General features: G+C 40.2%; 27 protein-coding genes. 16 read left to right on the top strand and 11 right to left on the bottom strand.

Features of this window, described 5'->3' with window-relative positions:
- Nucleotides 1-422 precede the first annotated feature (422 nt).
- From J7I90_RS21085 to J7I90_RS21065, 5 genes are all read left to right on the top strand, one after another.
- Nucleotides 423-1,487: a C45 family autoproteolytic acyltransferase/hydrolase gene (locus J7I90_RS21085; RefSeq protein WP_214773610.1), complete on the top strand. Its 1,065-nt coding sequence runs from the start codon at nucleotides 423-425 to the stop codon at nucleotides 1,485-1,487.
- 205 nt (nucleotides 1,488-1,692) lie between these two features.
- Complete coding sequence (locus J7I90_RS21080) at nucleotides 1,693-1,983, top strand: DUF3817 domain-containing protein (RefSeq protein ID WP_214773609.1); 291 nt, start codon at nucleotides 1,693-1,695, stop codon at nucleotides 1,981-1,983.
- Between the two features lie 139 nt (nucleotides 1,984-2,122).
- Nucleotides 2,123-2,890 carry an ABC transporter ATP-binding protein gene (locus J7I90_RS21075; protein WP_053533747.1) on the top strand — a complete coding sequence of 256 codons (768 nt, stop codon included), beginning with the start codon at nucleotides 2,123-2,125 and terminating at the stop codon, nucleotides 2,888-2,890.
- A complete protein-coding gene (locus J7I90_RS21070; RefSeq protein ID WP_214773608.1) occupies nucleotides 2,877-4,796 on the top strand; it encodes an ABC transporter permease in 1,920 nt (639 codons plus the stop codon). Before J7I90_RS21075 ends, J7I90_RS21070 begins: the two co-directional genes overlap by 14 nt.
- Nucleotides 4,797-4,801: 5 nt before the next feature.
- Nucleotides 4,802-5,155, top strand: coding sequence for a YxeA family protein (locus tag J7I90_RS21065; protein ID WP_214773607.1), 354 nt, complete (start codon nucleotides 4,802-4,804; stop codon nucleotides 5,153-5,155).
- A 56-nt stretch (nucleotides 5,156-5,211) separates the two neighbouring features.
- Here the strand turns inward: J7I90_RS21065 and J7I90_RS21060 are convergent, their stop codons facing one another.
- Together J7I90_RS21060 and J7I90_RS21055 are read right to left on the bottom strand one after the other, a co-directional pair.
- Nucleotides 5,212-6,600: a sensor histidine kinase gene (locus J7I90_RS21060; protein WP_214773606.1), complete on the bottom strand. Its 1,389-nt coding sequence runs from the start codon at nucleotides 6,598-6,600 to the stop codon at nucleotides 5,212-5,214.
- Nucleotides 6,597-7,307, bottom strand: a complete 711-nt coding sequence (locus J7I90_RS21055; protein WP_214773605.1) for a response regulator transcription factor — start codon at nucleotides 7,305-7,307, stop codon at nucleotides 6,597-6,599. The genes J7I90_RS21060 and J7I90_RS21055 overlap by 4 nt, the downstream gene beginning before the upstream one ends.
- Nucleotides 7,308-7,644: 337 nt before the next feature.
- On the opposite strand from J7I90_RS21055, the gene J7I90_RS21050 reads away from it, so the two are divergent.
- Nucleotides 7,645-8,820, top strand: coding sequence for an MFS transporter (locus J7I90_RS21050; protein ID WP_096338978.1), 1,176 nt, complete (start codon nucleotides 7,645-7,647; stop codon nucleotides 8,818-8,820).
- Nucleotides 8,821-8,895: 75 nt separating this feature from the next.
- On the opposite strand, the gene J7I90_RS21045 is transcribed toward J7I90_RS21050, so the two are convergent.
- From J7I90_RS21045 to J7I90_RS21025, 5 genes are all read right to left on the bottom strand, one after another.
- Nucleotides 8,896-9,633, bottom strand: a complete 738-nt coding sequence (locus J7I90_RS21045; protein WP_214773604.1) for an amino acid ABC transporter ATP-binding protein — start codon at nucleotides 9,631-9,633, stop codon at nucleotides 8,896-8,898.
- Between the two features lie 29 nt (nucleotides 9,634-9,662).
- Entirely contained in the window at nucleotides 9,663-10,367 is a 705-nt protein-coding gene (locus J7I90_RS21040) for an amino acid ABC transporter permease (protein ID WP_214773799.1), read from the bottom strand.
- Nucleotides 10,351-11,175, bottom strand: a complete 825-nt coding sequence (locus J7I90_RS21035; protein WP_214773603.1) for an amino acid ABC transporter substrate-binding protein — start codon at nucleotides 11,173-11,175, stop codon at nucleotides 10,351-10,353. Before J7I90_RS21035 ends, J7I90_RS21040 begins: the two co-directional genes overlap by 17 nt.
- Before the next feature lie 266 nt (nucleotides 11,176-11,441).
- On the bottom strand, nucleotides 11,442-13,028 hold the full coding sequence (locus tag J7I90_RS21030) for a PHP domain-containing protein (RefSeq protein ID WP_251025399.1): 1,587 nt from the start codon (nucleotides 13,026-13,028) through the stop codon (nucleotides 11,442-11,444).
- A gap of 250 nt (nucleotides 13,029-13,278) precedes the next feature.
- Complete coding sequence (locus J7I90_RS21025) at nucleotides 13,279-13,863, bottom strand: YjgB family protein (RefSeq protein WP_214773602.1); 585 nt, start codon at nucleotides 13,861-13,863, stop codon at nucleotides 13,279-13,281.
- A 218-nt stretch (nucleotides 13,864-14,081) separates the two neighbouring features.
- Here J7I90_RS21025 and J7I90_RS27850 point away from each other — a divergent pair, with 218 nt between their 5' ends.
- On the top strand, nucleotides 14,082-14,207 hold the full coding sequence (locus tag J7I90_RS27850) for a hypothetical protein (protein ID WP_285289456.1): 126 nt from the start codon (nucleotides 14,082-14,084) through the stop codon (nucleotides 14,205-14,207).
- Here J7I90_RS27850 and J7I90_RS21020 read toward each other — a convergent pair.
- On the bottom strand, nucleotides 14,204-14,674 hold the full coding sequence (locus J7I90_RS21020; protein ID WP_214773601.1) for a DinB family protein: 471 nt from the start codon (nucleotides 14,672-14,674) through the stop codon (nucleotides 14,204-14,206). The two genes, J7I90_RS27850 and J7I90_RS21020, sit on opposite strands and share 4 nt — an antisense overlap.
- 364 nt (nucleotides 14,675-15,038) lie before the next feature.
- Entirely contained in the window at nucleotides 15,039-15,452 is a 414-nt protein-coding gene (locus tag J7I90_RS21015; protein ID WP_214773600.1) for a GNAT family N-acetyltransferase, read from the bottom strand.
- 522 nt (nucleotides 15,453-15,974) lie between these two features.
- Between J7I90_RS21015 and J7I90_RS21010 the strand changes: the two genes are divergently transcribed.
- The 4 genes from J7I90_RS21010 (at nucleotide 15,975) to J7I90_RS20995 (ending at nucleotide 19,418) form a co-directional block, all read left to right on the top strand.
- Nucleotides 15,975-16,865, top strand: a complete 891-nt coding sequence (locus J7I90_RS21010; RefSeq protein WP_214773599.1) for a TIGR01777 family oxidoreductase — start codon at nucleotides 15,975-15,977, stop codon at nucleotides 16,863-16,865.
- A gap of 62 nt (nucleotides 16,866-16,927) precedes the next feature.
- Nucleotides 16,928-18,121 carry an LL-diaminopimelate aminotransferase gene (locus J7I90_RS21005; RefSeq protein WP_214773598.1) on the top strand — a complete coding sequence of 398 codons (1,194 nt, stop codon included), beginning with the start codon at nucleotides 16,928-16,930 and terminating at the stop codon, nucleotides 18,119-18,121.
- Nucleotides 18,122-18,478: 357 nt separating this feature from the next.
- Complete coding sequence (locus tag J7I90_RS21000; protein ID WP_053533767.1) at nucleotides 18,479-18,751, top strand: phage holin; 273 nt, start codon at nucleotides 18,479-18,481, stop codon at nucleotides 18,749-18,751.
- Nucleotides 18,752-18,938: 187 nt separating this feature from the next.
- Nucleotides 18,939-19,418: a C40 family peptidase gene (locus tag J7I90_RS20995; protein ID WP_214773597.1), complete on the top strand. Its 480-nt coding sequence runs from the start codon at nucleotides 18,939-18,941 to the stop codon at nucleotides 19,416-19,418.
- Between the two features lie 90 nt (nucleotides 19,419-19,508).
- On the opposite strand, the gene J7I90_RS20990 is transcribed toward J7I90_RS20995, so the two are convergent.
- Nucleotides 19,509-20,045 carry a GDYXXLXY domain-containing protein gene (locus tag J7I90_RS20990; RefSeq protein WP_214773596.1) on the bottom strand — a complete coding sequence of 179 codons (537 nt, stop codon included), beginning with the start codon at nucleotides 20,043-20,045 and terminating at the stop codon, nucleotides 19,509-19,511.
- Nucleotides 20,038-21,096 (bottom strand): DUF2157 domain-containing protein, encoded by a 1,059-nt coding sequence (locus J7I90_RS20985; protein ID WP_214773595.1) that lies wholly within the window; start codon nucleotides 21,094-21,096, stop codon nucleotides 20,038-20,040. Before J7I90_RS20985 ends, J7I90_RS20990 begins: the two co-directional genes overlap by 8 nt.
- Before the next feature lie 232 nt (nucleotides 21,097-21,328).
- On the opposite strand from J7I90_RS20985, the gene J7I90_RS20980 reads away from it, so the two are divergent.
- From J7I90_RS20980 to J7I90_RS20960, 5 genes are all read left to right on the top strand, one after another.
- Nucleotides 21,329-21,649, top strand: coding sequence for a PadR family transcriptional regulator (locus J7I90_RS20980; protein WP_214773594.1), 321 nt, complete (start codon nucleotides 21,329-21,331; stop codon nucleotides 21,647-21,649).
- Entirely contained in the window at nucleotides 21,646-22,200 is a 555-nt protein-coding gene (locus tag J7I90_RS20975) for a DUF1700 domain-containing protein (RefSeq protein WP_095392910.1), read from the top strand. The genes J7I90_RS20980 and J7I90_RS20975 overlap by 4 nt, the downstream gene beginning before the upstream one ends.
- Nucleotides 22,193-22,987 (top strand): DUF4097 family beta strand repeat-containing protein, encoded by a 795-nt coding sequence (locus J7I90_RS20970; RefSeq protein ID WP_214773593.1) that lies wholly within the window; start codon nucleotides 22,193-22,195, stop codon nucleotides 22,985-22,987. Before J7I90_RS20975 ends, J7I90_RS20970 begins: the two co-directional genes overlap by 8 nt.
- 235 nt (nucleotides 22,988-23,222) lie before the next feature.
- The gene (locus J7I90_RS20965; RefSeq protein ID WP_214773592.1) at nucleotides 23,223-24,185 is read left to right on the top strand and encodes a sensor domain-containing diguanylate cyclase; all 963 of its coding nucleotides are present in this window, start codon (nucleotides 23,223-23,225) and stop codon (nucleotides 24,183-24,185) included.
- Nucleotides 24,186-24,556: 371 nt separating this feature from the next.
- Nucleotides 24,557-25,753, top strand: a complete 1,197-nt coding sequence (locus J7I90_RS20960) for an MFS transporter (protein WP_214773591.1) — start codon at nucleotides 24,557-24,559, stop codon at nucleotides 25,751-25,753.
- Nucleotides 25,754-25,896: the final 143 nt, after the last annotated feature.

Here is a 25,896-nt window from a genome sequence, read left to right as displayed (position 1 = left end):
CCTATCTTAGTTAACGGTGGTATATTATAAAATTGTACACGATGCCTTTCTTGGTGAACTAATTGGTGCTTTCGTTCCAAAGATCATAAAAGAAGACTTACAATGAAGTGAACCAAGTCAAATTTGGAAAAAGACCAAAATAAAAGGCTGATTGATAAAATTATTGATCCAATGAGTATTTTCAAAGTAAGACCCTCCTTTAATTCAAAAATTAAAATTATTACTAATATAGCACATTTATGAAGATGCTTTTTATCCGTTACACTGCCTTTATTCGTGTCTCCATAAATAGTAAGATTTCAGGAAAATATTTTCTTGAAATCTCAACTAATGACATGATTTAAGGCTTATCTTCTTTATTTTCAACAATACTTCAAGTATCCTTAATTTGAATAGCAACTACTGTAAATGAGGGATAAGCCGTGAAGCAAATATATAGTGATGTCATACAATTTCGGGGTACACATTATGAGTTTGGATACATGCAAGGGGAGGAATTAAAAGAATCACTAACGGTAAAGAACCGTGAAGATCAGTGGAAGATCAGGCAGCCGAGGTTTACGGTTGAAGAAGAAGAGGTCAAGAGAGCCATTACACGATTCGCCCCTGGAGTTTGGGAAGAATTACTGGGGTTGCAAGAAGCACTGAAATGGCCAATGGACCGCGTGCTGCAAGAGTTCGGTGGATACCGATTGGATTATGTCCGGTCGGGATGCTCCATCATGACAGGCGATGATTATCTCATTCGCAATTATGATTACCACCCGAAGACTTATGAAGGACGCTATGTCTTATTCCAGCCAACCGATCAAGGGTATTCAAGCATCGGCCCGAGTCAGCGAGGGACTGGCCGGATGGATGGAATGAATGAAAAAGGGTTGGTGATAGGCTATAACTTCATGAATCGCAAGAACCCTGGTGATGGTTTCATTTGCTGCATGATTGGCAGGCTGATTGTTGAATCTTGTGCGGACGTACAGGAAGCGGTCGCGATGTTGAAGGAAATCCCGCATCGTCATTCTTTCACTTACGTCGTCTATGATAAAAGCGGAAGTACCTATATTGTGGAAACCTCTCCGAGAAATGTAGAGGTGCGCACGTCAAATGCCTGTACCAATCACTTTGAAATCATGAAAAATGAAAACCGTAACCATCTTATCGATTCGAAACGCCGATTGGGTATCATCCAAGATCATGAAGGGAAGCTTGCATCTGCCTACGATGCTTATCGGTTGTTTAATGATACAAACCAAGGAGTCTTTTCGGATTTATATAGCAGCTGGGCGGGAACGATTCATACCTCCGCTTATTTACCTAAGGAGATGAAAGCTTGGATTGCATTGGGAGGGAACCAGGAGCCGACTTCCTTAGATTTTGCGAAGTGGCTCGAAGGGGAAGATGTTAAATTAGAACGAATCAACGGTGTAATTGATACGGATATTCCCTTCGTGCACATGGATGAGGGAGCGAATTGGTTTCGGAATTGAACGTTTTTAAGTGAATTTCAACGGTACGTTATTAACTGGCCCAATCCTTTGATTGGGCTTTTGTTGTTCTACTTTTAGGAAAACCTGGTACTATTTATTAGTGGGTGTTACCGTAATATAATAGGATAGAGTAACAGATTTAGGATGGGGGACAGGAAGCTGGATTTGTGTGCCGTACTTGTACAATGAATAAGGGGATGAGAGAATGTTTTCGACAGCTATTGGATGGTTTCGGTTTATTACAATAATTGAGGGAATCTCATATGTTCTATTGCTTGCCATTGGTATGCCCGTAAATTACATATTGGATATTGGGGAAGCAACACTCATTTTAGGCAGCATCCATGGTTTCTTGTTTGTCGTGTTTGGGCTTTTATTACTTTATGTGAGCATCATATCAAAATGGTCCTTTTTAAAAATGGCGATGATTTTCATCGTTTCATTCATTCCATTTGGTAATTTTGTTATCGACCGCAGGCTTCTGAAGCAAAGTTAAATACTTTTACTTTAACGTCTTCCATATAAATGGAAGGCGTTTTTTTATGGATTTAAGCTTCCTGTAAGGTTGGCACAAAGATGCTGTAAGAATGAGCATGTAAGATAAATGTATCAACAATACTGAAGAGGTGAAACAAATGGAGCCATTATTAAAAGTGGAAAATATAAAAAAAACGTATGGTAAATCAAGCGCTGCCTATACAGCGTTGGAAAATATATCTTTTGACATTCATGCAGGGGAGTTTGTAGGAATCATGGGACCTTCTGGAGCGGGGAAATCGACATTGCTCAATATGTTGGCAACTATCGACTCGCCGACTGAGGGGAAAATTTATATGAATGATACGAGCATTCACGATATGAAAGGGGCGGACTTAACGGATTTCAGACGTGAAAATCTTGGTTTCATCTTCCAGGACTACAATTTGCTAGACTCATTGACTGTGAAGGAAAATATATTATTGCCACTGGCGATTGCGAAAATTCCAGCGAAAGAAATTACTGCATTGGTGAATCGTATTGCTAAAGTATTTGGGATTGAGGATTTATTAGCTAAATATCCATACCAAATCTCCGGCGGGCAAAAGCAAAGAACAGCCGCAGCCAGAGCGCTTGTGACAGAGCCTGCATTGATCCTGGCAGATGAGCCAACAGGTGCACTTGATTCAAAATCGGCAACAGGTCTGCTGGAAAGCTTAAGTGAACTAAATGAAAAAAATAATTCCACCATCATGTTGGTGACACATGATGCATATGCCGCAAGCTTCTGCCGGCGGATCATTTTTATCAAGGATGGTACGCTTTCAACAGAAATTTATCGTCGTGGCCAATCACGTAAAGCTTTCTTCCAAGAAATCATGGATGTCCTTGCAACAATTGGAGGTGAGGTAGATGACGTTATTTAGTCTGGCGAGAAAAAATATTGCCCGGAACCTTTCCCAATATTTTTTATATATCGCATCCATGGTATTTAGCATTATCATCTACTTCACATTTGTAACATTGAAATATAGTGATGCAGTTGCAGAACAGACGGCTTCATCACAGAAATTAGGTTCATTAATGAGTGGTGCGGCCGTCATCCTGATTTTTTTCGTTGCCATTTTTATTGCCTATTCCAATTCATTTTTCATGAAAAAACGTAAAAAAGAAGTGGCATTATATGCATTGCTTGGCGTACGTAATCGTCAGATTGGCTTCATGCTCTTCTTTGAAAACCTATTGCTAGGCTTGGTTTCATTAGTTGTGGGGATATTACTTGGATTTCTTTGTTCAAAAGGGTTCATGACGATCTTGATCTATTTAATGGGCTATGATGTCATCGCTCCTTTTACATTTTCGGGATCTGCAGCTTTGAACACCTCTATTGTATTTCTTATTATTTTCTTGGTGACATCATTCCAGGGCTATCGGTTGATTTATCAATTTAAACTAATTGATCTTTTCCATGCATCGAAAAAGGGGGAAGCGGCTCCGAAGCCATCTATGATTGTAGCCTTTCTGGGAATTTTCCTGATTGTCATCGGATATTGGTTGGCGATGCAAGATCTTTTTACTTCTAAAGTGTGGGAAAAGATTGGCTTTTTGATGACGGCACTCATTATTTTGACAACTGTTATTGCCGGTACATTTTTATTGTTTCATAGCGTGACAGGCTTTGTGTTAGCCGTGATTAAGAAAAATGAAAAATGGCTATGGAAAGGCCTGCATCTGATGACGGTCTCGCAATTGCTTTATCGCATTAGGGGGAATGCCCGGACTTTGACCGTAATTGCGGTGTTAAGTGCTACAACGGTAACGGCAGGAGGTGCGGTTTATGGTCTTTATTACAACGCGAATGACCAAGTTATGACCGTTGATCCGAATACCTTCATGTATCAGCAAATGGATGTAAAAAGCGATCATCAAGTCACCGCCGTTTTGCCAGATACAAAGTATGATGAAAATGTCGAAGCACTATCTATCACATTTAATACGAAAGAACTTAGCGAGGAATCAGCATTCGATAACTCGGATAAAAGGATTTACACAGTAATCGATGAAAGAACATATAACAAATTGGCAGATGTACAAGGTAAGGAAGCATTGCATGTGAATCATGGCAAAGCAGTCATTTTAGATATTGGATATGACAAAAGATTCTCACCTGAATACAAGGACAAGACGATTATGACAGAAAACAACACGGCAATCACATTCCAAAGCTTTAAAACACAAACGGTTTTAAATGCCAAAACAGCAGGCATTGCAGTGGTTGTATCGAATGATCAATTTAAATCATTGCAAAAAGAAGGGGAAGCCCTGAACTATCGTGTTATCGGTGTTGACCATGCTACCGTGGATTTATCTGAAAAAATATCAAAACAAATACCTGAAGAAGCGCTATTTTCCAGTGCCCCTCAAGATTTTCAAGCAAGCATCGAAAGTCTAGGCTCATTGCTCTTTATCGGAAGTTTTCTCGGACTGGTTTTTTTAGCGGCAACAGGCAGTATCATTTACTTTAAAGTTCTAACGGAGGCTGAGGCAGATAAATCACAATACAATATGCTTCATAAAATGGGCGTTAACGCAAAAGAAATGCGGAAATCCATTGCATCACAAGTGTTTGTAATCTTTTTCGTTCCGCTGACAGTGGGGTTATTACACAGTGCGGTCGCTTTAAAAGCCTTCTCGGGCTTATTGATGATGGACTTGGCAAAACCTGTGTTGATCTGGATGATCGCTTATACGGTTATTTACGGTCTGTATTATATCTTAACGGTAGCTTCCTATAATCGTATTATCACACAAAATAATAAAACAGAAGGATGAATATGATGAAAAAAATTCTTATGGTAGTTGGCATTTTGTTTATACTCGGAGCGGCAGGAGTATTCGCGCTTACTAAAATTGACTTTAATCGCATGAATGCCGATAATTATTATTTGCAAATTACAGAGGATGGGGTGCAACATGAAACCAAGCTCGATGATGGTTCGGTGATGACTTACTATTCTTATAAACTTGACGCCAAAAATGCAGATGGTGAAATGATACCGCTTGAATTCACGGCACAAAAAAATCTTCGAAAAGATGCTTACTTAAAGATGTACGTGAAAAATGATGATGAAGTTTCGTCATATGATGAAGTGAAATTTGAGGATATTCCAAAAAAGGCACAACCAAAATAAATAGGAAAGAAGGGCTGTCTGTAAGTTAGGACAGCCCTTTCTCTGTAAGAAAAAAATTATAAAAGTATCGTGATGGTCGTTCCCTTATTTTCAATGCTAGTCAAATCCAGTTTACCTTTATGAGCCAGGATAATGTCCCTTGCAATGGCCATTCCTAAGCCGGTCCCATGTGTACTGGCAGTATTTGTACCTCGATAGTATCGTTCAAAAACCTGTCCCATATCTTTCGAGGGAATACCGCGGCCATTATCGGCAATGGTAATTTGGGTATGATGTTCTGATTGTAGATGAATATCATCAATTTGAATTTTCACGACGACATTTTCATCATTATGTACGAGCGCATTGTAGATAAAGTTAAAAATCGCCCGTTTCAGTAAATTTTTATCGACTTTATGTGTTGCTTTATCCACATTTGCCTCAAATTCGACCTGTCGATCACCAAATTGTGAATCATTTAAGAGCTCGATCGTCATTTCTCTTATAAACCCAACGATATCAACATCTTCAAATTGCAAAGGAAGTCGATGGTTGCGTAAACGCATCGTTAAATTGAGGTCATCCAACAAATCTTTCATATATACGGACTGTCTATTAATAACGGATGTAAACTCATACAATTCTTGTGGTGTTAATTCAGTGGCATTGTCTTTCATCAATTCTGTATAACCATGGATCGAAGCAAGTGGTGTCTTCATGTCATGAGAAACATTGCTAATCCATTCCTCACGCATTTGGTCAAGTTGATCACGTTCTTTTTCATACTGATCTAACTTTACCGATAGTTCATTCATATTGTGAAATACATCTTCATAAACGCCTTTTGGTATACTCATCTTTTTAAAACGTCTTTCACGAAGCTGCTGAATTCCTTCTATTAAAGTGTTAAGTGGTGTCGTTAATCTTTTACCAAATAATAGGCCAATGACTAGGGCAATAATAATATCCACAGTTAAAAACAGTAAAAGTATGATGTTGAAGTACTTTAAAATGTGAAAATAATTATAGGACAGTACATATCGGCCTATTCCTCGATCCTTAACCCCTATAAAATAGCTGAAATCATGAGCTTCGCCGGCAAAAACAGTCGTCTCTGCATCAATTTCTTTATACTTATACATTTGGACGATTTCAACAGGAGAATATACGGTTTGCAATTTTTGAGGTGTGTAATAGGCTGCTACTTGTTCACCCTTATCATTCAAAAATTGTATCCAGGCGTTTGTATTCCGCAGTTTTTCCAGTCCTTCTTCATTTACCATTGGTTTGTCATCTATTAGTTCTACATATTGTGAAAAAGATCGGCTAAAGTTCTCCGCAGATTCCTCTTCCGTATCGAAATGAACAAAGAGTAAGCATAAAAGTAAAATTGTATTTACGATCCCCACGATTACAACAATTGTCACAACGGATCCTAAAAAGCGCCGTGTCAATTTCCACTTCATCTTGTTTCACCCTTGGTCTGTAATTTATAACCAAGCCCTTTTACGGTTATTAGAAAAGAAGGCTTTGAAGGATCTACTTCGATTTTTTCGCGTAAACGGCGAATATGGACCATCACTGTATTATCAGAGCCAAAGAAATCATCGCCCCACACATGTTCAAACAAAGTTTCCTTGCTCAAGATCTGATTCGTATGATGCATGAAACAGCTCATCAGACCGATTTCTTTAGCTGTGAGCTCAAGCGTTTTGCCATCCTTTTTCACTTCATTTCCATTTGAACTAAGCTCAAATGGACCAATTTGCAATTTTTTCGGTGAGGTTTTATCCTCTGTATAGCCCGCCCGCCTAAGCTGCGCCTTTACTCGATAGGCAACTTCTTTCGGACTGAATGGTTTGGTAATATAATCATCCCCGCCAATCGCCAACCCTAAAAGCTTATCAATTTCCTCATCCTTTGCCGACAAAAATAAAATGGGCACATTCGACACTTCACGAATTTGCTTGCATAAGTCATAGCCTTCACCATCTGGCAGCATGATATCCAGCAGGACTAGTGATGGATCGAACTTCTGAAACTTTGCCCACCCATCCGCAATCGTCCCCGCCGTAATAATATTCGGGATACCTTCTTTATGTAAAACTGTCTCCATGAGACGTGCCAAATCTTCTTCATCGTCAATAATTAAAATCCACTGATCATTAGACATTCTTCTACCTCCCAAACATCAATCATACCCTACAGTATAGAGTACCCCTTAAGAAAAAATAAGGGGAGGAAAAGATTTTTAACGAACTCTTGCCATTGATTTCACGAAAAAGAATGAAAAAACGAAAGTACCATTACTTTGGATCAGGATTCTGATGCCTGGTTCTTATTTATTTAAGGGAGTTTCCGAAAGAAGGTCGTGCTTCATACTGATTTGGTAAAGGTTGTATGATAAACTGTTTAAAGAATTGTCAGGTGGATTATGCTAAGTAATGGGATTTTAGGAATTCGTTCCAACGTACGTAGCGAATGTGGAAGAATAAAAGGAGAAATATATAATGGAAACAAAAAAGGTGTTACCCGTTCTTTTTTTAGTGATGTTTTTAGTCATGGTCGGATTTGGGATCATCATTCCCGTCATTCCGTTCCTTGCTGAAAAGGTTGGTGGCAGTCCTACAGAGCTTGGCCTTTTAATGGCTGTTTATTCACTGATGCAATTATTTTTTGCCCCGATATGGGGACGTATATCTGACCGGATAGGGCGTAAGCCTGTCATGATTATCGGGATTGCTGGACTGGCCCTTTCGTTTTTCATCCAGGCTTCGGCAGATTCCCTATGGGTATTATTTGCAGCCAGAATCATTGGCGGGATTTTGTCATCGGCAAACATGCCAACCGCAATGGCGTATGTGGCTGACATCACGACGCCGGAAGATCGTGGAAAAGGGATGGGAATCATCGGGGCCGCCACAGGGCTTGGATTCATCTTTGGACCGGCGATTGGCGGGGTATTCTCCAAATCAAGTTTGAACCTGCCGTTTTACATTGCTGGAATATCCTCTTTGATTACTTTATTCTTAGTGATTGCGATACTGAAGGAATCACATACGGTAGAGAAGAGGGCCCAACAGTCAAAAAATAAAGAGTCCATGTGGAAAGCCTTTAGAGGGCCTCTTAAAACCATGTTCTTTCTGCAAATGATCGTCACACTTTCAATGGCAGGACTAGAAACGACTTTCGCCTACTTTGCAGCCAAAAAGGCTGATATAAGTCTTGTGCAATTAGGCTATATCTTTATGATCATGGGGTTTGGGAGTGCAATCGTTCAAGGTGGATTAGTGGGCAGGATGACAAAGAAGTATGGGGAAGGCGCGGTCATCCGAATGGGAATCATCGTCTCGGCAGTCGGTTTCATTCTCATCCTGTTTTCTTCCGGTTTCTGGACATCGGCGGTCTTCCTGACGATTTTCGGAGTGGGTAATGGGTTCATCCGGCCTGCCATTTCGGCACTGCTTACCAAAAGTTCCATGTCGGGCCATGGCAGTGTCACGGGATTGCTATCTTCCTTCGACTCGTTCGGCAGGATTGCCGGTCCTCCGATCGGCGGTTGGTTATTTTCGATTTCGATTGATTTACCATTTATATCGGGTGCCATCCTTTCCGTTTTTGCTTTGATTCTTTTTCAGCTATACCATGCACGGACACAGACCAAACAGGTCCAGGCATCTCATTGATATAATGATGGGCAAAACCCCCCATTTCTAAAAATGGGGGGTAATTGCGAGCGGTGCTTGAATAGCACCGTTTTTTTATTGAATCATATTGAGGAATTTTCGTGTGCGCGCTTCTTTAGGGTTTGTGAAAATCTGCTCGGGTGTTCCCCGCTCCATTATTTTTCCTTCATCCATGAAAATGACTTCATCGGCGACTTCACGGGCGAAACGCATTTCATGGGTTACCACGATCATTGTCATGCCTTCATCTTTCGCCAGGTCTTTCATGACCTGCAGGACGTCTCCCACTAGTTCGGGATCCAAAGCGGAAGTGGGTTCATCGAATAGCATGACCTTAGGCTCCATGGCCAGTGCCCTTGCAATTCCGACCCGTTGCTGCTGACCGCCGGACAATTGAAACGGATAAAAATCGATTTTTTCACCTAAGCCCACCTTTGTAAGCAGGGCAGCTGCCGTTTCTTTCGCTTGTTGTTTGGTTATGTTTTTTACAATGATGGGGCCTTCCATTACATTTTCCAATGCTGTTTTGTGGGGGAAGAGGTTATAGCTTTGGAAAACCATCCCTGTTAAACTGCGAAAAGATGTAATCGAATTTTTTCTAACGGGTTTTTTGAAGTCCATTACCGTTTCATCGATCTCAATCGTCCCGTCCGTGGGCACCTCAAGGAGATTCAAACACCGAAGAAAGGTTGTTTTACCTGAACCGGAAGGACCGATCAATACTATGACTTTGCCTTGCTCCACTTCCAAATCGATGCCCTTTAATACTTCAAGGTCACCAAACGATTTATGAAGATTCTTAATGTTGATCATTTTAAAATCTCCTTTAACTACTTCGGTTCTTATTTTGCTACATAACGATTAAGTCTCTCCTCTAAACTTCCTTGAATGAAAGATAGAATCGTACAAAAAATCCAATATAAAGCAGCCGCTTCCATGTAAAGCAGCAGAAATTCATAGTTTTTTGCTGCGATCTCTTGAGCTTTACGGAATAATTCCGTTACAAGAATGAGTGATGCAAGCGATGTATCTTTTAAAAGGCTAATGAACGTGTTGGATAATGGGGGAACGGATACCCGTGCTGCTTGCGGTAAAATGATGCGCTTTAACGCTTGGGTATATGTCATCCCGATCGAATAGCCTGCTTCCCATTGCCCTTTTGGTATTGATAAAATGGCTGCTCGTATAATTTCCGAGGCGTATGCTCCAACACTTAGTGAGAATCCGATTATAGCCGATATAAAAGGACTTATGGTGACACCTAAATTTGGAAGTCCATAGAAAATGATAAATAATTGCACAAGTAAAGGTGTCCCGCGGATGATTGACACATATACACGCGCAATTATTTGAAGAATTCTAATGGAAGATAATCTAGCCAATGCTGTGAGTACAGCGAGAATAAGGCCGAGAACAAATGAAATTAGCGTTAGTGGAATCGTATATTGAATAGCTCCCTCTATCATGGGATAGAGGGAGGTTTGAGCGATGGAAACAAGCTGGTCCAGACGCTCGGGGTCAGTGAAAATATTACTTAGGAGAAACATCTTCACCAAACCATTTATCCGAGATCTTCGCGTACGTGCCGTCGTCTTTCATTGCTTTAAGTGCTTTATTTACTTCTTCCACTAATTTGCCGCTGTCTTTTCTGAACATTAAACCACTTGCGACTCCGGTTTCTTCCTCATCAGCCACTTTGATAGGTGCATCCGGATGTTGCTTTTTGTAATCAAGGTAAGATAATTTGTCATTGATCGTCGCATCTACACGTTTAGAACCAATAAGCTGTACGGATTGTGAAAATCCTTCAATACCTGTAACTTTAGCACCATGTGATTTGGCTAGATCATTGTAGTTACTCGTTAAAGATTGTGCAGAGGTCTTGCCTTTCAAATCATCGAAGGATTTAATATCCGAATTATCTTTGTGTACAAGCAATACGGCTCCTGATTGAATATATGGGTCAGAGAAATCATATTTCTTTTGACGGTCTTCATCGATGCCCACTTGGTTTGCGATCATATCAAATCGTTTTGCATCCAAGCCTGCAAACATGCCGTCCCATTGTGTTTCCTTGAATTCAGCTTTTACTCCAAGGCGTTTTGCCACTTCTTTAGCAATTTCAACATCAAACCCCGTAAGTTTATCTGAATCATCGTGGAATGTGAAAGGAGGATATGTACCTTCTGTTCCAACAGTTAATACGCCATCTTTTTTGACTTTATCATATAGACTTTCTTGTGAAGAAGATTTATTGCCGTTATCGTTTGCCTCATTTTTTGTATCGGTACCACAAGCGGTAAGTACAACCGTGAAAGCTAACAATAGCGATAAAAGTGCAACCATTTTTTTCATTTGGGTAAACCTCCTAGTAATCTGATAGGGATTGATACTCTGTGATACTATACAAGAAAAGGAAAAAAGTCAATGAAAATAACTTATATCATTAGTGTTAATGAAACTTGGTGAATTATACGGTTTTTCATGCAAGGAAGTGAAATAAAACGAAAGGGAAGGGAAGTGTGCATTAAGATTCTAAGGGGTCAAAAAGCCCCTCTTCCGCTAATTGGAAGAGGGGCTTTTTGAAAGCCGTCCAGAACTATTGCAGTATTCTTTTTAACTTAGTGTTTACCATGATTATTCTCTACGCTGACGAATATAGGATTTGAATAGAACCAAAGGTCTTTATAGTTACGTTTGTTTATTTCTGAAAAACGCGTTTCGTTATCCTCGATTTCAGTCTTTTTATCGATCAGCGGTTCACCGTCCATCGTTTCTCCAGAGACATTTTCCCCTAGGTTCGTGCCACGCAAACGGAAATATTGATCCTTAACGGCTTTGACTTTGTAAGTGATGGCATGAAAACCATCGCGATCGGTTTTCCAGTCTTTACTTGTAAAGCGTTTAACCACTTTTGTCGTATCATTGGTGGCTTTATTATAAGCAGGTGTTCCAGGAACTGCTTTCCCGGTTACTTCACCGGAAATTAAATCCACGTGATCTACCTTGACGGGGTCACCGTTATTGTTCTTTTCGGGGCTCTTAAATCGGACGGTGATCTTGACCATCTGTCCTTCCTTCACTTTAAGGTCCCCGCCCATATCAACCGTGTTGTTTCCGTTTTTAGCCTGGAATTCAAGGGCATCGATCAAGTCACCAAAGACGGAAAAGGATTTCCCGGATCGCATGCCATCAAGGACGGATTTTATTGATGAGCCATTTACCCATGTATAATTCTTGGAATATTCGCCTGGCCAGTAACCGCTTGAGTATAGGCGGTTTTCACTGATTTCAAAATGGGAGTCCGAATTGGAAAAATTCCAGAACTTACGACCTTCCCCAAGTAGCGCATCCCATGCACCTCCTACCTTAGCGAGCATGTAATCGGAACCGCCATATGTCCGGTTTTCGGGTGTCGTCAGATTTAAACCGCCTCTGTCCGGCTCCATCTGGTTACCTGGCATACCTTCAAATCCGAACATGACATCAGGGGCGATATTGTTGAAGTCGCGAAAATCAGATATGCTGTACACCCTCTTTCTTGATGGATGGTTCAATATCGCATAACTTGTATTCTTATAATTTTTTTCGAGCCATGCCAATGCCGTTCGGGCATCCTCGGATGTTTTATTGGCTCTTTGATCCTGTGACTTCCAAATGGCTACATCCTTAGGATCAAACATCTTTTCATCCTGGTTGGTGAACAGATATTCGAACTGATTGCCAGCTTTCAGACTTTTAGGTGAGTCCGGCTGATCTCCCAAAATGCCTATGCCGACATGCTCGTATGTGGGCATGTCCCATTCGAAGCCTGAAAAGATGACTTTATTTTTAAATTTGCCCTCTTTTTGCAGTTGTTTTATTTTGGGGGCTTGATATTGAATGATTCCCTGAGACAGCGGTATCGGCCCTCCTGGAATCAAATTACCTTCATCATCCCTCGAAGACATCCTCAAGTGATCGGAAATCCCCATCCAATCCATGCCATAATTATCAAATGCGTTATTCAGCAAGCTTTCAAGGCTCTGTGATCCATCGGCATCATCGGACTGAGTGGTATGGGCGTGATATTCCCCCTTCATCCATCTGCCTCCTGGATTTGTCTGATTGTCTTCTGCATCATTTGCTGAAACCGCGGCCGGAAGACCCTGAAAAAGGATGGCCAGGCTTAGAACCGATACTGTGAAAGCCCTGAACTTATTAATCATTTTTACTGACACCCTCCATATATTGAAATAATATTGAACAAGCTAATTTTATTGTAAAAATATTAAGAATCCGTTTGGGGTGAGTATGGTTTATGTAAATGAAATGACCGTTTTGCTTCCATTATCTGATTTTGGCAGTGACAAGGCTTTGAAGTTGAAAGGGAAAGAAGGGGAGGGGCTTGAAACAAAAAAAGGTTGCAGAGATAATTTTCATTCTCTGCAACCTTCGACAGCCATTATGCCGTACATATTATTTAGCTTTGAGTAGATTGATATGATCTACAGTTTGATTTTTCCCAACGATGCATTGCAGTTCATAATTTCCTGTCTTGTAAATGTAGTTGATTTCATTCGTACTGGAAATGTGGCGTATTTCGTCAGCACTGCCGAGTTGATTTCCTAATACTTTAGGTGTGATGCTTCCTAGGTTATGATCCCGTTCTACATTTGTCCCGAAATACCGGATTTGTGAGATGGTCTTATCATCGTTATAGGCAAATGCAAATCCTGGTTGCCCCATTTCTGCATGGTAATAGTCAAAAGTTTCATCTGTGTTACCTGGTTCAGGTGGAGAACCAAATGTCTCATATACTTCTTTTTGGGTGTTTTCATTAATCTTCAAACCCATGGCAGTATAAGGCATTTCTCCTGAAAAAGCTTTGTTATAGATTTCATGTAAGGTGGTAAGAGCGTCTTCCTTGGCAATGGCAGAAGCGGAATCCATTGTAGATGCAGCCTCAACCGGTTCTGTTGAAAATGATGGACCTGCCCCTAAAAGAGAACCGGTCAGAATGAAGGCGCTAACCATTCTTGCCGTTGGTTTTTTAGATAACATTTCTTATCCCTCCTATATCATTACTTTTCCACAATTTTCTTGCATGAAACATTTTTTTCTTGAAGATGAATTGGATTAGCATGGACTTAAGGGAATTTCAGCTGCATCTGCGGCACCAGTTGATTTTAAGTAAACATATCAAGTTGATCTCTAGAAACATGTTTAGCAAGCATCCTCATCACCACAAGTTTAAATATTTCTATTTATAACACTAAAGAGTGCCTGAAGCGGACATCCAAATCGTACAAGCAAAAAAAGAACTGCAGACAAACACGATTTTCATCGAGTTGCCTACAGTCTGGGTGCTTCAGCATGAGGAAACACCTTTGAAAAAAATTGATTAATCCCAAACGCTTATTCTAGGGACTCCAGCAGTTCTTAAATAGTCCAATAATTGACCAGTATGTACTGACTCATGATAAGCGATTCTTAGCAACATGTCTCCTAGATCCCTGATATACCCTACATCAGAGCGATCGATTCTAATATTGGTTAAATCGTCTTCGCTGAAGGATATGATTGTTTCCAGAAAGTCGCGCCTGTAAGGTTCAGCAAAGTTTAATTCCGCTTCCACGGAGATAAGTGGCTGTTTTTCATATGGTGATTCATAAACTTGTAAGCTGCCTTGATTTTTAATGGATAAATGATAGTAATGCTCACTATCAAGGACATGTCTAACCATTTCTAAACAGCTCATTGCCTTGTCGTCCGGTTTCCAATGGAGTGTGCCTTTAGGTATTGAATTCCATAGTTTAATGTTTCTTCTTCTAACCTCTTCCAGATTTAAGATGATTAGCTCTATCGATTTCATCATATCTCCCCTTTTAGCAGGTATACAATCACTATACAGTAATGGGTTTATTTTGAAAATATAGAAAAAATACAATTGCCTTGAATACATGGAAAATAGCATGAATAAGAAGCATCGGAGAGAGGAGTGAAATTTAAAGAAAGGTTGAAGGGACTACAGGGAAAATGCCTATGAATCCGTGTGGAATTTACAGGCTTTCCTTCCCTGGTTGTTCATTGCATGGAGGAACATATATCCCGATAATCCTAATCTCACTTATTAGCATTAAAATTTGGAACATAATCCTAGTCCGAGGAGGGTGAAACGGAATGTATTTTGATCGATCTTTCTTTTTATTTACGCTATAAACTTATAGAGACCCTTCTTAAATCAGTGATTGAATTAGAATGTCATCATGATAAATAAAAATAGGTCTAAAACCAAGGGTTCTAAACTTTTGCAATGCTTCATGGTTATTTTTATTAACGAAACCGGACACAACAAGGATTCCTTTATTTCTTACATATTCTACTAATTTGGGTAAAAGGGCTTGCAGAATTCCCTTTCCTCTATATTTTTTGTCAATGACTACATAATTAATATGAGCCACTTTATATAAATAAAGATTATAACAAATGAATCCCACTACTTTACCTTTATCATTACAAATCACAAGTACCTTGTGTGACTTTTGCAGAATTTCATTCACTTTATCGGAAGAAACCCGAAAATTTTTTACGGTGATCTCCGTTAATTTCTTTATATCCTTTTTAGGTTTCCAGTCTCGAAAAAAATACATCATAACTTCTCCTTTATCTCTATTAGGTATAACAGTTATTCGCTAGACATATATAGCTGGTCATAACACGGAACCCCTTTAGATTAGTCCAAAGGGATTCCATGTTAATATCAAAAAAGCAACCTTCTAATTTTCAAATTCTTTGACAGAAGTGGGTTGCTTAATGGAAGTAGGTTCCTTAATTGAAGTACCTCTATTATTGTTTAATAAATTTTGTAAGACTCTTCTCAAGGCAGACCTAAGGCTGCTATTGCCAGTTCCGGAATTACCCGTTCCAGAATTAACAGCTCTTCTTAGCTTTTTGTTTGACACTGAAGTCATCCCCTTTGTTTTATAAATTTCCACATTACTAATTTATGTGTAATTTTCCCTTTTGCTTGGACAAGTTCACCAATTATTGCACAGCGGCAGGAGTTGCTACCATTTAATGTAATAACATGGTATAATCTATGTGAATTATTTCACATAGAAGGCACTCGTTATTATTCATTCTTAACTCATAAACGAAAGTGGGTTGGTTATATGCTGAAGAAAGTGGTTTTAGCTGGCGGGACTGGTTTTGTCGGTCAATACTTTGAAAAGCATTTCAGGAATTTAGGGTATGAGGTAAGGATCATTTCCAGACAATTCCCACATATTGGCTGGGGAGATAAAGAAGGAATAAGGGAAATGATCGATAATTCGGATATGTTAATCAACCTAGCAGGAAAAACGGTCAATTGCCGCTACAATGCCAAGAATAAGAAAGAAATATTGGATTCACGAACCGATACGACTGAAGTGCTAGGTAAGGCAATTGAACAATGTGAAAATCCCCCTTCACTATGGATAAACTCAAGTACGGCAACGATATACAGGCATGCTAAGGATAAACCAATGACGGAGGAGGATGGTGTAATCGGTTCAGGCTTTTCCGTAGATGTCGCGAAAGCGTGGGAGCGCTCATTTTTTGATTTCCGATTACCGAAGACGAGGCAAATCGCTTTACGGATCGCCATTGTATTGGGGGATGGGGGAGTGATGACCCCATATAGGAATTTGGTTAAATTCGGACTGGGAGGCCATCAAGGATCAGGAAATCAGAAATTCAGTTGGATACATATAGAAGATTTATTTAACATTGTCCTTTTTCTGAGAAAGAAACAGGAGCTGAGCGGGGTGTTCAATTGTTCATCGCCGCATCCAGTTACAAATCGTGAATTGATGTCTCATTTGAGAAAGTTCATGAATATTCGGATAGGACTTCCCTGTCCAACTCCCATGCTTGAAATGGGGGCTTTCTTTATGGGGACCGAAACGGAATTGATATTAAAAAGCCGGTGGGTCATACCTGAGAGATTGGAAAAGGCGGGGTATACATTTAAATTCAATCATCTTGATGATGCTCTCGAACAGATACTGATGAATTCTTAATTTACTCGAGAAAGATTGCTATAATGATAGATAGAAAATCATTAACGGAGGGGAATGGCAGAATGAATATGACTCCATCAGAAAAAGTCGGAAGATTCACAACAGGGATATTTTCAGAGTTGGCTGTCCGCAAGCAGGATGCAATGAAACGGGGGCTGGATGTTATCGATTTGAGTGTTGGAAGCCCGGATCTACCACCGCCTGATTTTGTAGTGGATACGCTTGTGAAGTATGCGCAGGATTGCAATTCCTACGGGTATACGTTAAAAGGTACGCCTGAATTCCATGAGGCAGTCCGATATTTTTATCGGATGCGCTATGGAGTGGAGCTGGATGCAGAAAGGGAAGTCCTCCAACTGATGGGGTCACAGGATGGCCTGGCACACTTGGCAACGGCGATGATAAATCCGGGAGATTATGTCCTGGTGCCAGATCCGGGCTATCCAATTTATGAAGCGAGTGTAGAACTTGCCGGCGGAATCATTCATCCGATGTCGCTTACTGCGGAAAATGGATTCCTGCCGCAACTCAACGAAATTCCGGATGAAATACTGAAAAAGACGAAAATGATGATCATCAGTTATCCTGGAAATCCTGTCACGGCCCTTGCTGATGAGACTTTCTTTTCGGACGTTATATCGTTTGCGAAAAAGAACGAGATCATGGTGGTTCACGATTTTGCTTATTCGGAATTGATTTTTGATGATCATCCGCAAATTAGTTTTATGTCCATTCCTGGTGCCAAGGAAGTGGGGATTGAATTTAACTCACTTTCCAAAACTTTTAATATGGCCGGCTGCCGCATTGGGTATGCAGTGGGCAATCGAGAGGCGCTGAACATCCTGGGAACGCTGAAATCACATATCGATTATGGGGTTTTTTATCCTATTCAAAAAGCTGCGGAGATGGCGCTAACTTCCAATCTTTCGCTGCTATCCGAACAGGTTAAGGAATACCAGTCCCGACGTGATGCCTTAATTTCAGGTCTTGCGGAAGGGGGATGGCATGTACCGAAAACATCAGCTACGATGTTTATTTGGGCCCAAATTCCTGCTGGCTGGAAATCACGGGATTTTGCCTATGCATTGATTGAAAAAGCAGGGGTAACGGTCGTTCCAGGCGATGCTTTTGGGAAGCAGGGTGAAGGGTATGTCCGGATGGCCTTGGTCCAGCCGGCCGATAGATTGAAAGAAGCTGCTGAACGGATCAGAATGTTTTTGCAGGAAAAAATGGAGTGTGAAAAATCTAGCATTTAATATATTCAGGTTTTAAGAACGTTCGATCCACGGATCGGACGTTCTTTTTTTATTTTCTTGCTTTTAAATAAGGTGAAATGCACAACTATCATTAGGCAGGAATAAACTGGCACTCCGAGGGGTATATAGAGCTTGAGGAAGCTGTTACTTACTTGTTAAAGTGAGGCGCTCTCTAGTGTTTTTTAAAACTACTTCGAAGGTCCATCCTCTGATGGGCTTTTTTATGTTTATGGGATACTAGAGTAATAGATGATAATGGAATTTTTGAACGTAAAAAGGACAAGCCGCATAAAATATAGCAGGTCCGCGACAATCTTCAATGAAGCGGACTTAATAGGATAGAGAGGGGGAAAAGCAATGATCAACTGGAAAGTGCGTCTTAAGAACCCTACGTTTATTTTCACTGTACTCCTTCCTGGGCTTTTAATATTGGCGCAGATGGTTGCCGCGTTCATAAACAATTTCATTACTCCTATAGGCTTTACCATTACTGATGATGCATTGAACGGCGCTTTAGGCATCATTAACTTCATAGCGCTTACATTCTTTGGGATCGGCGGTGTGGTCGATCATACAACTAAAGGTTTAAGTGACAGTGAAAATGCACGACAATACGAGGAACCTAAGTAATGGAAACCATTCTTTCAGCTATTGAAGAGTAGGGTATACCAGATAACACCGTATTAGCTAGACAACGGCGTTATCTGGTTATTTTTTTTTGCAGGGATGATGATCGCCGAAAAGGATTTGGTCTAAAAACCGAAATGCAACATACATTTAAAATTGTGGTTCATTTTCAGTTTGGGGAGGAAAAAGGATGAGTTATCGTTTACCAGTTTCAAAATGGTTTGCAGCCATAGTTTTAGTCGGGGCATTATTGACGGCATTCATATTCAGTCCGGCAAATGCTTCAGCCTCTATCAATTATGGTGATGAAGTTGCCGCTTTGGCAAAGAAACAGGTGGGAAGCAAATATAAATATGGGGGGACGACCCCTAAAGGGTTTGATGCTAGCGGTCTTACCCAATATGTATATAAAAATGCCGCCACAGAAATGAAGATTCCAAGAACGAGTGCGGATCAGTATAAAACCGGAAAGGCAGTGAAGCAAAAAGATTTAAAAGCGGGCGATTTGGTCTTCTATGCGACAGGTAAAAAAGGGCAGGTCTCTTTTGTAGGAATCTACTATGGAAATGGCACATTTGTCGGGACCACCACCAAAGGGGTCAAGGTGGTCAAAATGAGTGATAATTATTGGAAAGAAAAATATATAGGGGCAAAACGGGTCATAAAGTAACAATTTGAATTTTACAAGATAATAGTCCAGAAAACAAAAGAGCATCGAAAAACCGATGCTCTTTTTGCTAAAATCATATCCGGGGGCCATTCATTCAATGATGATATCGGTTAAAACAACATGGCCATTTCGAACTTTTACGACGGCCACTGAAGGATTGGCCAATGCTTCCTTCTCCATTTCCTTTGCCTTTTCTTCGGATGCGAAATAATTGTCCAGACCGTATCTGATCTGAATGGTTTTAGCATTTTGCAGGTCATAAGGGACTTCCAATTCCCCTTTTAGGTACACGCCTTCGCCGGGTTTTTCTTTCGTTACGTAATCAACAGCATATAGTCCATCAGCGTTTTGTTTTAAACGTACATATACCTTTTTATAATCACCCATATTCCTAGTATTGAACTCGGTTTTAATCGAGTCATCGACTTGCGACGGCTTTACTGCTTCAATTTCGTATTTCAAAGCCACATAGCTTCCCCTAAACAAATCAGTCGGGTCGACCGGGGCTGTTTTGATTTTGATTACATCTCCTGTCATTGTTGTCCAGACCGGGGGAAACGCCAAGATTAACAAAATCAAGACTGGAATGGAAAATACGATGAATGGCCGGAATGATGGATTACTCATTGAGTTCCCCTCCTTTTTTTCGTTGGTTTTCAAAGAAGAAGCCAAAACCGATGAGCATGATTCCACCGATGATGAATGTAAGCGATTTTGGCAGGAAGTCAAAGGAGTAGATGTAATATCTGAAAATCAGTGCACATATTATCACGATGCTGGTCAAACTGCCTTTTAGGATCAGATATAGCAGAAAAACGAAATAAGCTATAGGAAACCAGATTGAAAAATCAAAGGTAAGGAAGAGTGCACTTATACCATGTAAGATATGCCCTTGTATGTGTGTGATGTTTTGTAATTTGGCTCTTACCGGAATATAGGCAAGCACGATACCCAGTACAAACAAGATGGAAAGGACAATCGTATTCGAATGTTCAAACCCTAGTTTCGGCACGAATTCCATAAGAAATAAGGCAATTGTATTGATGGCTAAAGCGTTAATGAAAAAGGTCAGATAATTAGGGTAATCGAATTTCTTTAACAGAATGTATAAAGCCGGTAGAAATACAACAATGGCAAGCGGATAAGATGTTTCATCAACGAATATACTTCCGTTCAAATAAATGAAAAGCAGGAATGATGTAAAAAGGAGGATGAAAACATCCTTCAAATAGTATCCAATGAATACCGTTCCAATCGCCCATAATAAAAAGGAGCTGTTGAAATTGATGCTGATGTTAAACATCTGCTCGACTAGAAATATCCCTGCACCAAAAATCAGGATACCTGCATAATGCAGACTTCGTGACGTTTTGGGAAAGCGTGCCTGCACCTTCACACCAGCAATGTTCACTCCGATGAGGCATGCAATGATAAGCAGGAATTTAACCGCTTTACTTAAATAGATCCAGTTGCTGGCTACGAAGGTCAATATGCCTAGACCTAAAAGAAGTGCCCCAATGGATAATAGAATCGTGATGAAGTTCAAATTGCCTTTTACATCATAGGAACCTAACATCCTCACTTTATCTTGCCGGGAGATGACTCCTTCCTTTTCAAGGTAATTAAATTCATGCTCAAGAAAATCGAATTGCTTCTTTGTTATTGCTTTGTTGGCCAAAGTAACTCCTCCTTCCACATTTTACTATTATACATCGTATTCTCTTCCAGCTTTGAATATAATGCTAATTTTCTTCTACCCTTATTGGAATGCTTGTAAGACATAAAAATATTTATAGTACCTTGCAATGAACAGTACCGTGTGGTAAATTATTTACATAAGATGTATTATTCGTTGTTCAGTACTGTTTATTGAACTATACTGAAGAAATTTTGGAAGGAGTGATGGTGCTATGAATGTACAATTTAAGAAAGGTGTCCTGGAACTGTGTGTTCTGGTGTTATTGGATAAGCAGGATCGCTATGGGTATGAACTTGTACAGAAGATTTCGGATCAAATTGAAATATCGGAAGGGTCGGTATATCCACTTTTAAGACGATTGACGAAGGAAGAGTATTTTACGACATATTTGCAAGAATCAACAGAAGGGCCTCCGCGCAAGTATTATACATTAACCGAAAAAGGACGGAGATACCTTCAAGAACTGCTGACGGAATGGTATGAATTTTCCAATGGGGTCAATCAATTAATCAAGGAAGGTGTGAACCAATGAATAAAGAACAATTTTTAAAACAATTGAATGCCTCTTTAACCAGACTTTCCTTAGAGGAACGGGAAGATATCCTTCAAGATTACGAAGAGTATTTCGAAATTGGAATGGAAGAAGGGAAGTCAGAGCAGGAAATCTCCAAATCCCTTGGGAATCCTAAACAGATTTCCAAGGAACTGATGGCAACCTATCATCTTGGTCAGGTCGAACAAACGACTTCTGCAAGTAATGTTATGCGGGCAGTTTGGGCAGTCATTGGTTTAGGGTTCTTTAATTTAGTAATCGTTTTGGGACCATTTATAGCCTTGATCGGGGTTGTCATTGCAGGATGGGCTTCGGCGATAGCATTCATTCTTGCTCCGTTTGGCGTTCTTTTTAACCTAGCGATTGGTAACTTTCAATTATTCGATCTTTTCTTCGCATTGGGACTATGCGGGATTGGCATTTTCATTGCCATGGGAATGTTTGTCGCTACGAGTGCTTTAACTAAAGGATTCATTCGCTATTTAAAATTCAACGCTTCCCTTGTGAAAGGCGGTTTGAAAAATGATTAATGTGAAAAAATTATCGATCATTGCACTTGTATTGTTATTGATCGGAGTAATAGGAAGTCTGTTTACGTTTTCCCAAGTGACGAATAAGGAAACGACTACAGAGGAAAAAACGATTTCGGAAATCGTGACGGACATTCAGATCGACGCTGACAATGCAGCTGTAGAGATCGTGCCAACGAAGGATAAGGAAACCAGGATAGAGTTGGTTTCAAAAGGGATGGATGTTTCCAAGTTGGATTTCACTGCAGATGTGGAAGGGAAGAAGCTTTCGGTACAATTAAAGGATCGACGTACGTTTAGCTTTGGTTTTCATATTCAATCCTTACATTTAAAGGTGTATGTGCCTGATGAATCTTATAAATCCTTTGACGCCGAATCCGATAATGGAAAACTGCAAATATCAGGATTGAAAAGTGGAAATCTAAATGTGAGATCTCAAAATGGCCGGGTAGAATTAAATGATATAATAACCCAAAAAGTTGAAGTGAAATCTGCTAATGGAAAAGTAGAGCTTAATAATGTGGAGGGAAAACTGATTGGTTCATCGAATAACGGTAAAATCATATTAGTCACGAAAGACTTGGATAGGGAGATCGAACTCGAAAGTAATAATGGTAAAATCATGATCAAAACGGAGAATGAACCGACGAATACAACTTTCGATGTTCATGTTGACAATGGGAGAGTGGATATCCTTGGTAAGTATGAGGGCGATACTGTCATTGGCAAAGGTGAAAATCTAGTTAAATTGCAAACGAATAATGGGAAAATCGAGATAACGAAATAGTGGAAGCATGAAAAGCCGATCCAATTGGAATCGGCTTTTTTCAGTTATGCTGCATTGCTAAAAAAGTCTCCCTGCTAAGGAAATAATGAAAGAAATTTAAAGTTTTTCCTTTAAGATGTCTTTGGAATTATAATATAGAAAGGATAATCATGATAAAAGTAATGAGTGTAAGTCCGGCCTCAAATCTAAGGATAGGGTTTTAAGGAAACGACTTCAAAAGAATGGGGGCTGTAGAATGAAATTCAATAAATGGTCATTGGATATATTTAAAGGTATGATCTACACTCGCAAGAAAAGGGAAAAGGATTATCTTAAGAAAGGCTTCGAAGTGCAAAAAAAGGTGTTTAATATAGTGGAAAGTTCTAAGGATATTATCTACTGCTACGAATCGAATCCAAGTTCCAAGTTCAGGTATCTAAGTCCATCCATCAATACACTTTTAGGTCAAGGTGTCTTGGAAGAAGCATACAATGACCCTTCCTCCCCTTTCGAAAGGATTCATCCTGATGACTTAGAACTACTAAATGAAAAGATATATGGTGGAATAGATTATACTAAGCCGGTCATTCAACGCTGGAGAACTATCGAGGGGGATTTTTTGTGGTTCGAGGAATATGCTACACCCATATATGAAAAAGAGCAATTGGTAGCCGTTCAAGGAATCATTCGCAATATCGATGAAAGAGTGAAATTCATACAGGATATTGAGTATCAAATGTCCCATGACCCATTGACTAACATCCATAATCGACAGTTTTTCGATAATGTATCTGCCAAATCCAATCTGGATTTTGACACTCCGGTTGCCATGATTTTGTGTGATTTGGATGAACTGAAATTTATGAATGATACGTATGGACATAAGAAAGGAGATGAATTGATTAAAGCTGCGGCAAATCTATTAAAACGGATTTTTTCGGAAATCGCTGTTGTAGCGAGAGTGGGAGGCGATGAGTTTGCCATTCTTCTGATTGACAGAAGCAAGCGAGAGGTGGAATCTCTTTGTGAATTATTAATGGAAGAAATCCTTTTGCAAAACTCCCTAAAAAAGGGCCCTCATATCAGTATGTCATTCGGGCATGCATACCGTTCGCATTCCAAAGGGAATATGGATAGCTTATTCATGGAAGCGGATCAAAAAATGTTTCAAGAGAAACGGCGAAGAAAAGAACAGAAACTCGTTCGGGCGGGCAGATGAAAGAAATGGGAAACGATAAGATAGGGCGGTAGAACCATTCTTCACTTACAAAATGGTTGTTTCAGGGGATGTTTATGAAATTATGAATGTAAGGAAAATCCATTATGTTGGCGGGATGCGTTCAGCTAGGAACCGTTACGAATGAATAGAGGCAATGGTTTAATGCATTACAGCATGGAGAACCTAAATTATTGGTTTGTATACGGAAGGTAAGTGGACGGAAATGATCATGAATGTTAAAGGGGGAGCCCGATGTCATATTGGGCTTTTATTTATATATATATATTTAGGTACACGAAATAAATCATTCGCTTATTTTAAGCAATTTTAGTAAACTGGCAATGACTATTATAATTAGAAGGTGAAGGGATATGAGGGAAACCTTAGTGGATGAACGGGTAAGAGGGACTGATAAAATCTGGACACGTGATTTCATCATGATCTGTTTGGCATATATGTGCATCTTCATGGGTTTTCAAATGACGATGCCGACCCTCCCGTTGTTTGTAGAACAGCTTGGCGGTGATGACCGTCTTGTGGGGGCTGTCCTTGGAATCTTCACCTTTTCGGCCTTGCTTGTCCGGCCAATTGCCGGAAGATTATTGGAGACGAAAGGAAGGCGCATCGTTTTTCTTGCCGGGTTAGCCATTTTTGCATTGTCAGTGGGTTCCTTCGGTTTCATGGGGAGCATCGGCTTGTTATTCATGATGCGGATTGTACAGGGCGTCGGCTGGGGATTTTCTTCAACGGCTTCAGGAACGATTGCTTCCGATATAATCCCTGCGAAACGGCGTGGTGAGGGGATGGGGTATTACGGATTATCGGGTAATTTAGCTCTGGCATTCGGGCCTTCATTGGGTCTTTTCCTAGTTACGGTCCTTCCGTTCCAAGAGTTGTTTTTGATCTGCTCTTTATTAGGATTGCTTGCCATCATTGCAGCATCACTTATTCGGTATCAAAAAGTGGAAAGTGATCCTTCAGCGGCTATCAGAGCCAAAAGGTTTGATATTTATGAAAAAAGTGCCCTTCAGCCATCTTTGCTCATTTTCTTCATCTCCGTTACATTTGGTGGAATTGCAACCTTCCTTCCCCTGTATACAGCGGAAAAAGGTGTGGATGGAATTCAGTGGTACTTTTTAGTATATGCAATGGCCCTCATGGTCACGAGATTATTCGCGGGTCGACTATATGACAGAAGGGGACATCGAGCCGTATTCGTGCCTTCAACGGTACTCATCATGGCTGGAATGCTGCTGCTTGCATGGATGCCGAGTGAAGCGGTCCTTTACATTGCGGCATTGCTTTATGGATTTGGATTCGGTTCTGTTCAGCCGGCGCTGCAGGCGTGGTCGATTGAAAAGACGGCACCCAATCGGAAGGCGATGGCGAATGCCACCTACTTTTCATTTTTTGATCTTGGCGTGGGCATAGGTGCCATCGTGTTCGGGCAGATAGGCTTCCTCTTTGGCTATAGGAGCATCTATATCACCGCAGCCGCCTCGATTTTCATTTCGATGATCGTTTATTTATTCATTATCAGGAGCGAGGATAAAGAAAAATCAATATAGGGACGTTGAATGGCTTCAATGGGAGTCATTCTTTTTTTTTGAGTCAGCAGAAGCATTCTTGGTATATTATCCTAAATATTTTAAAAATGGGAAAACTTTGTTATTATCGAAAAGACAATATACATAAGATGATAGAAGGTCTA

It is taken from the genome of Bacillus sp. ISL-57 (assembly GCF_018613135.1).
GTDB lineage: Bacteria > Bacillota > Bacilli > Bacillales > DSM-1321 > Peribacillus > Peribacillus frigoritolerans.
This window is presented reverse-complemented; position numbering and strand designations above follow the sequence as displayed.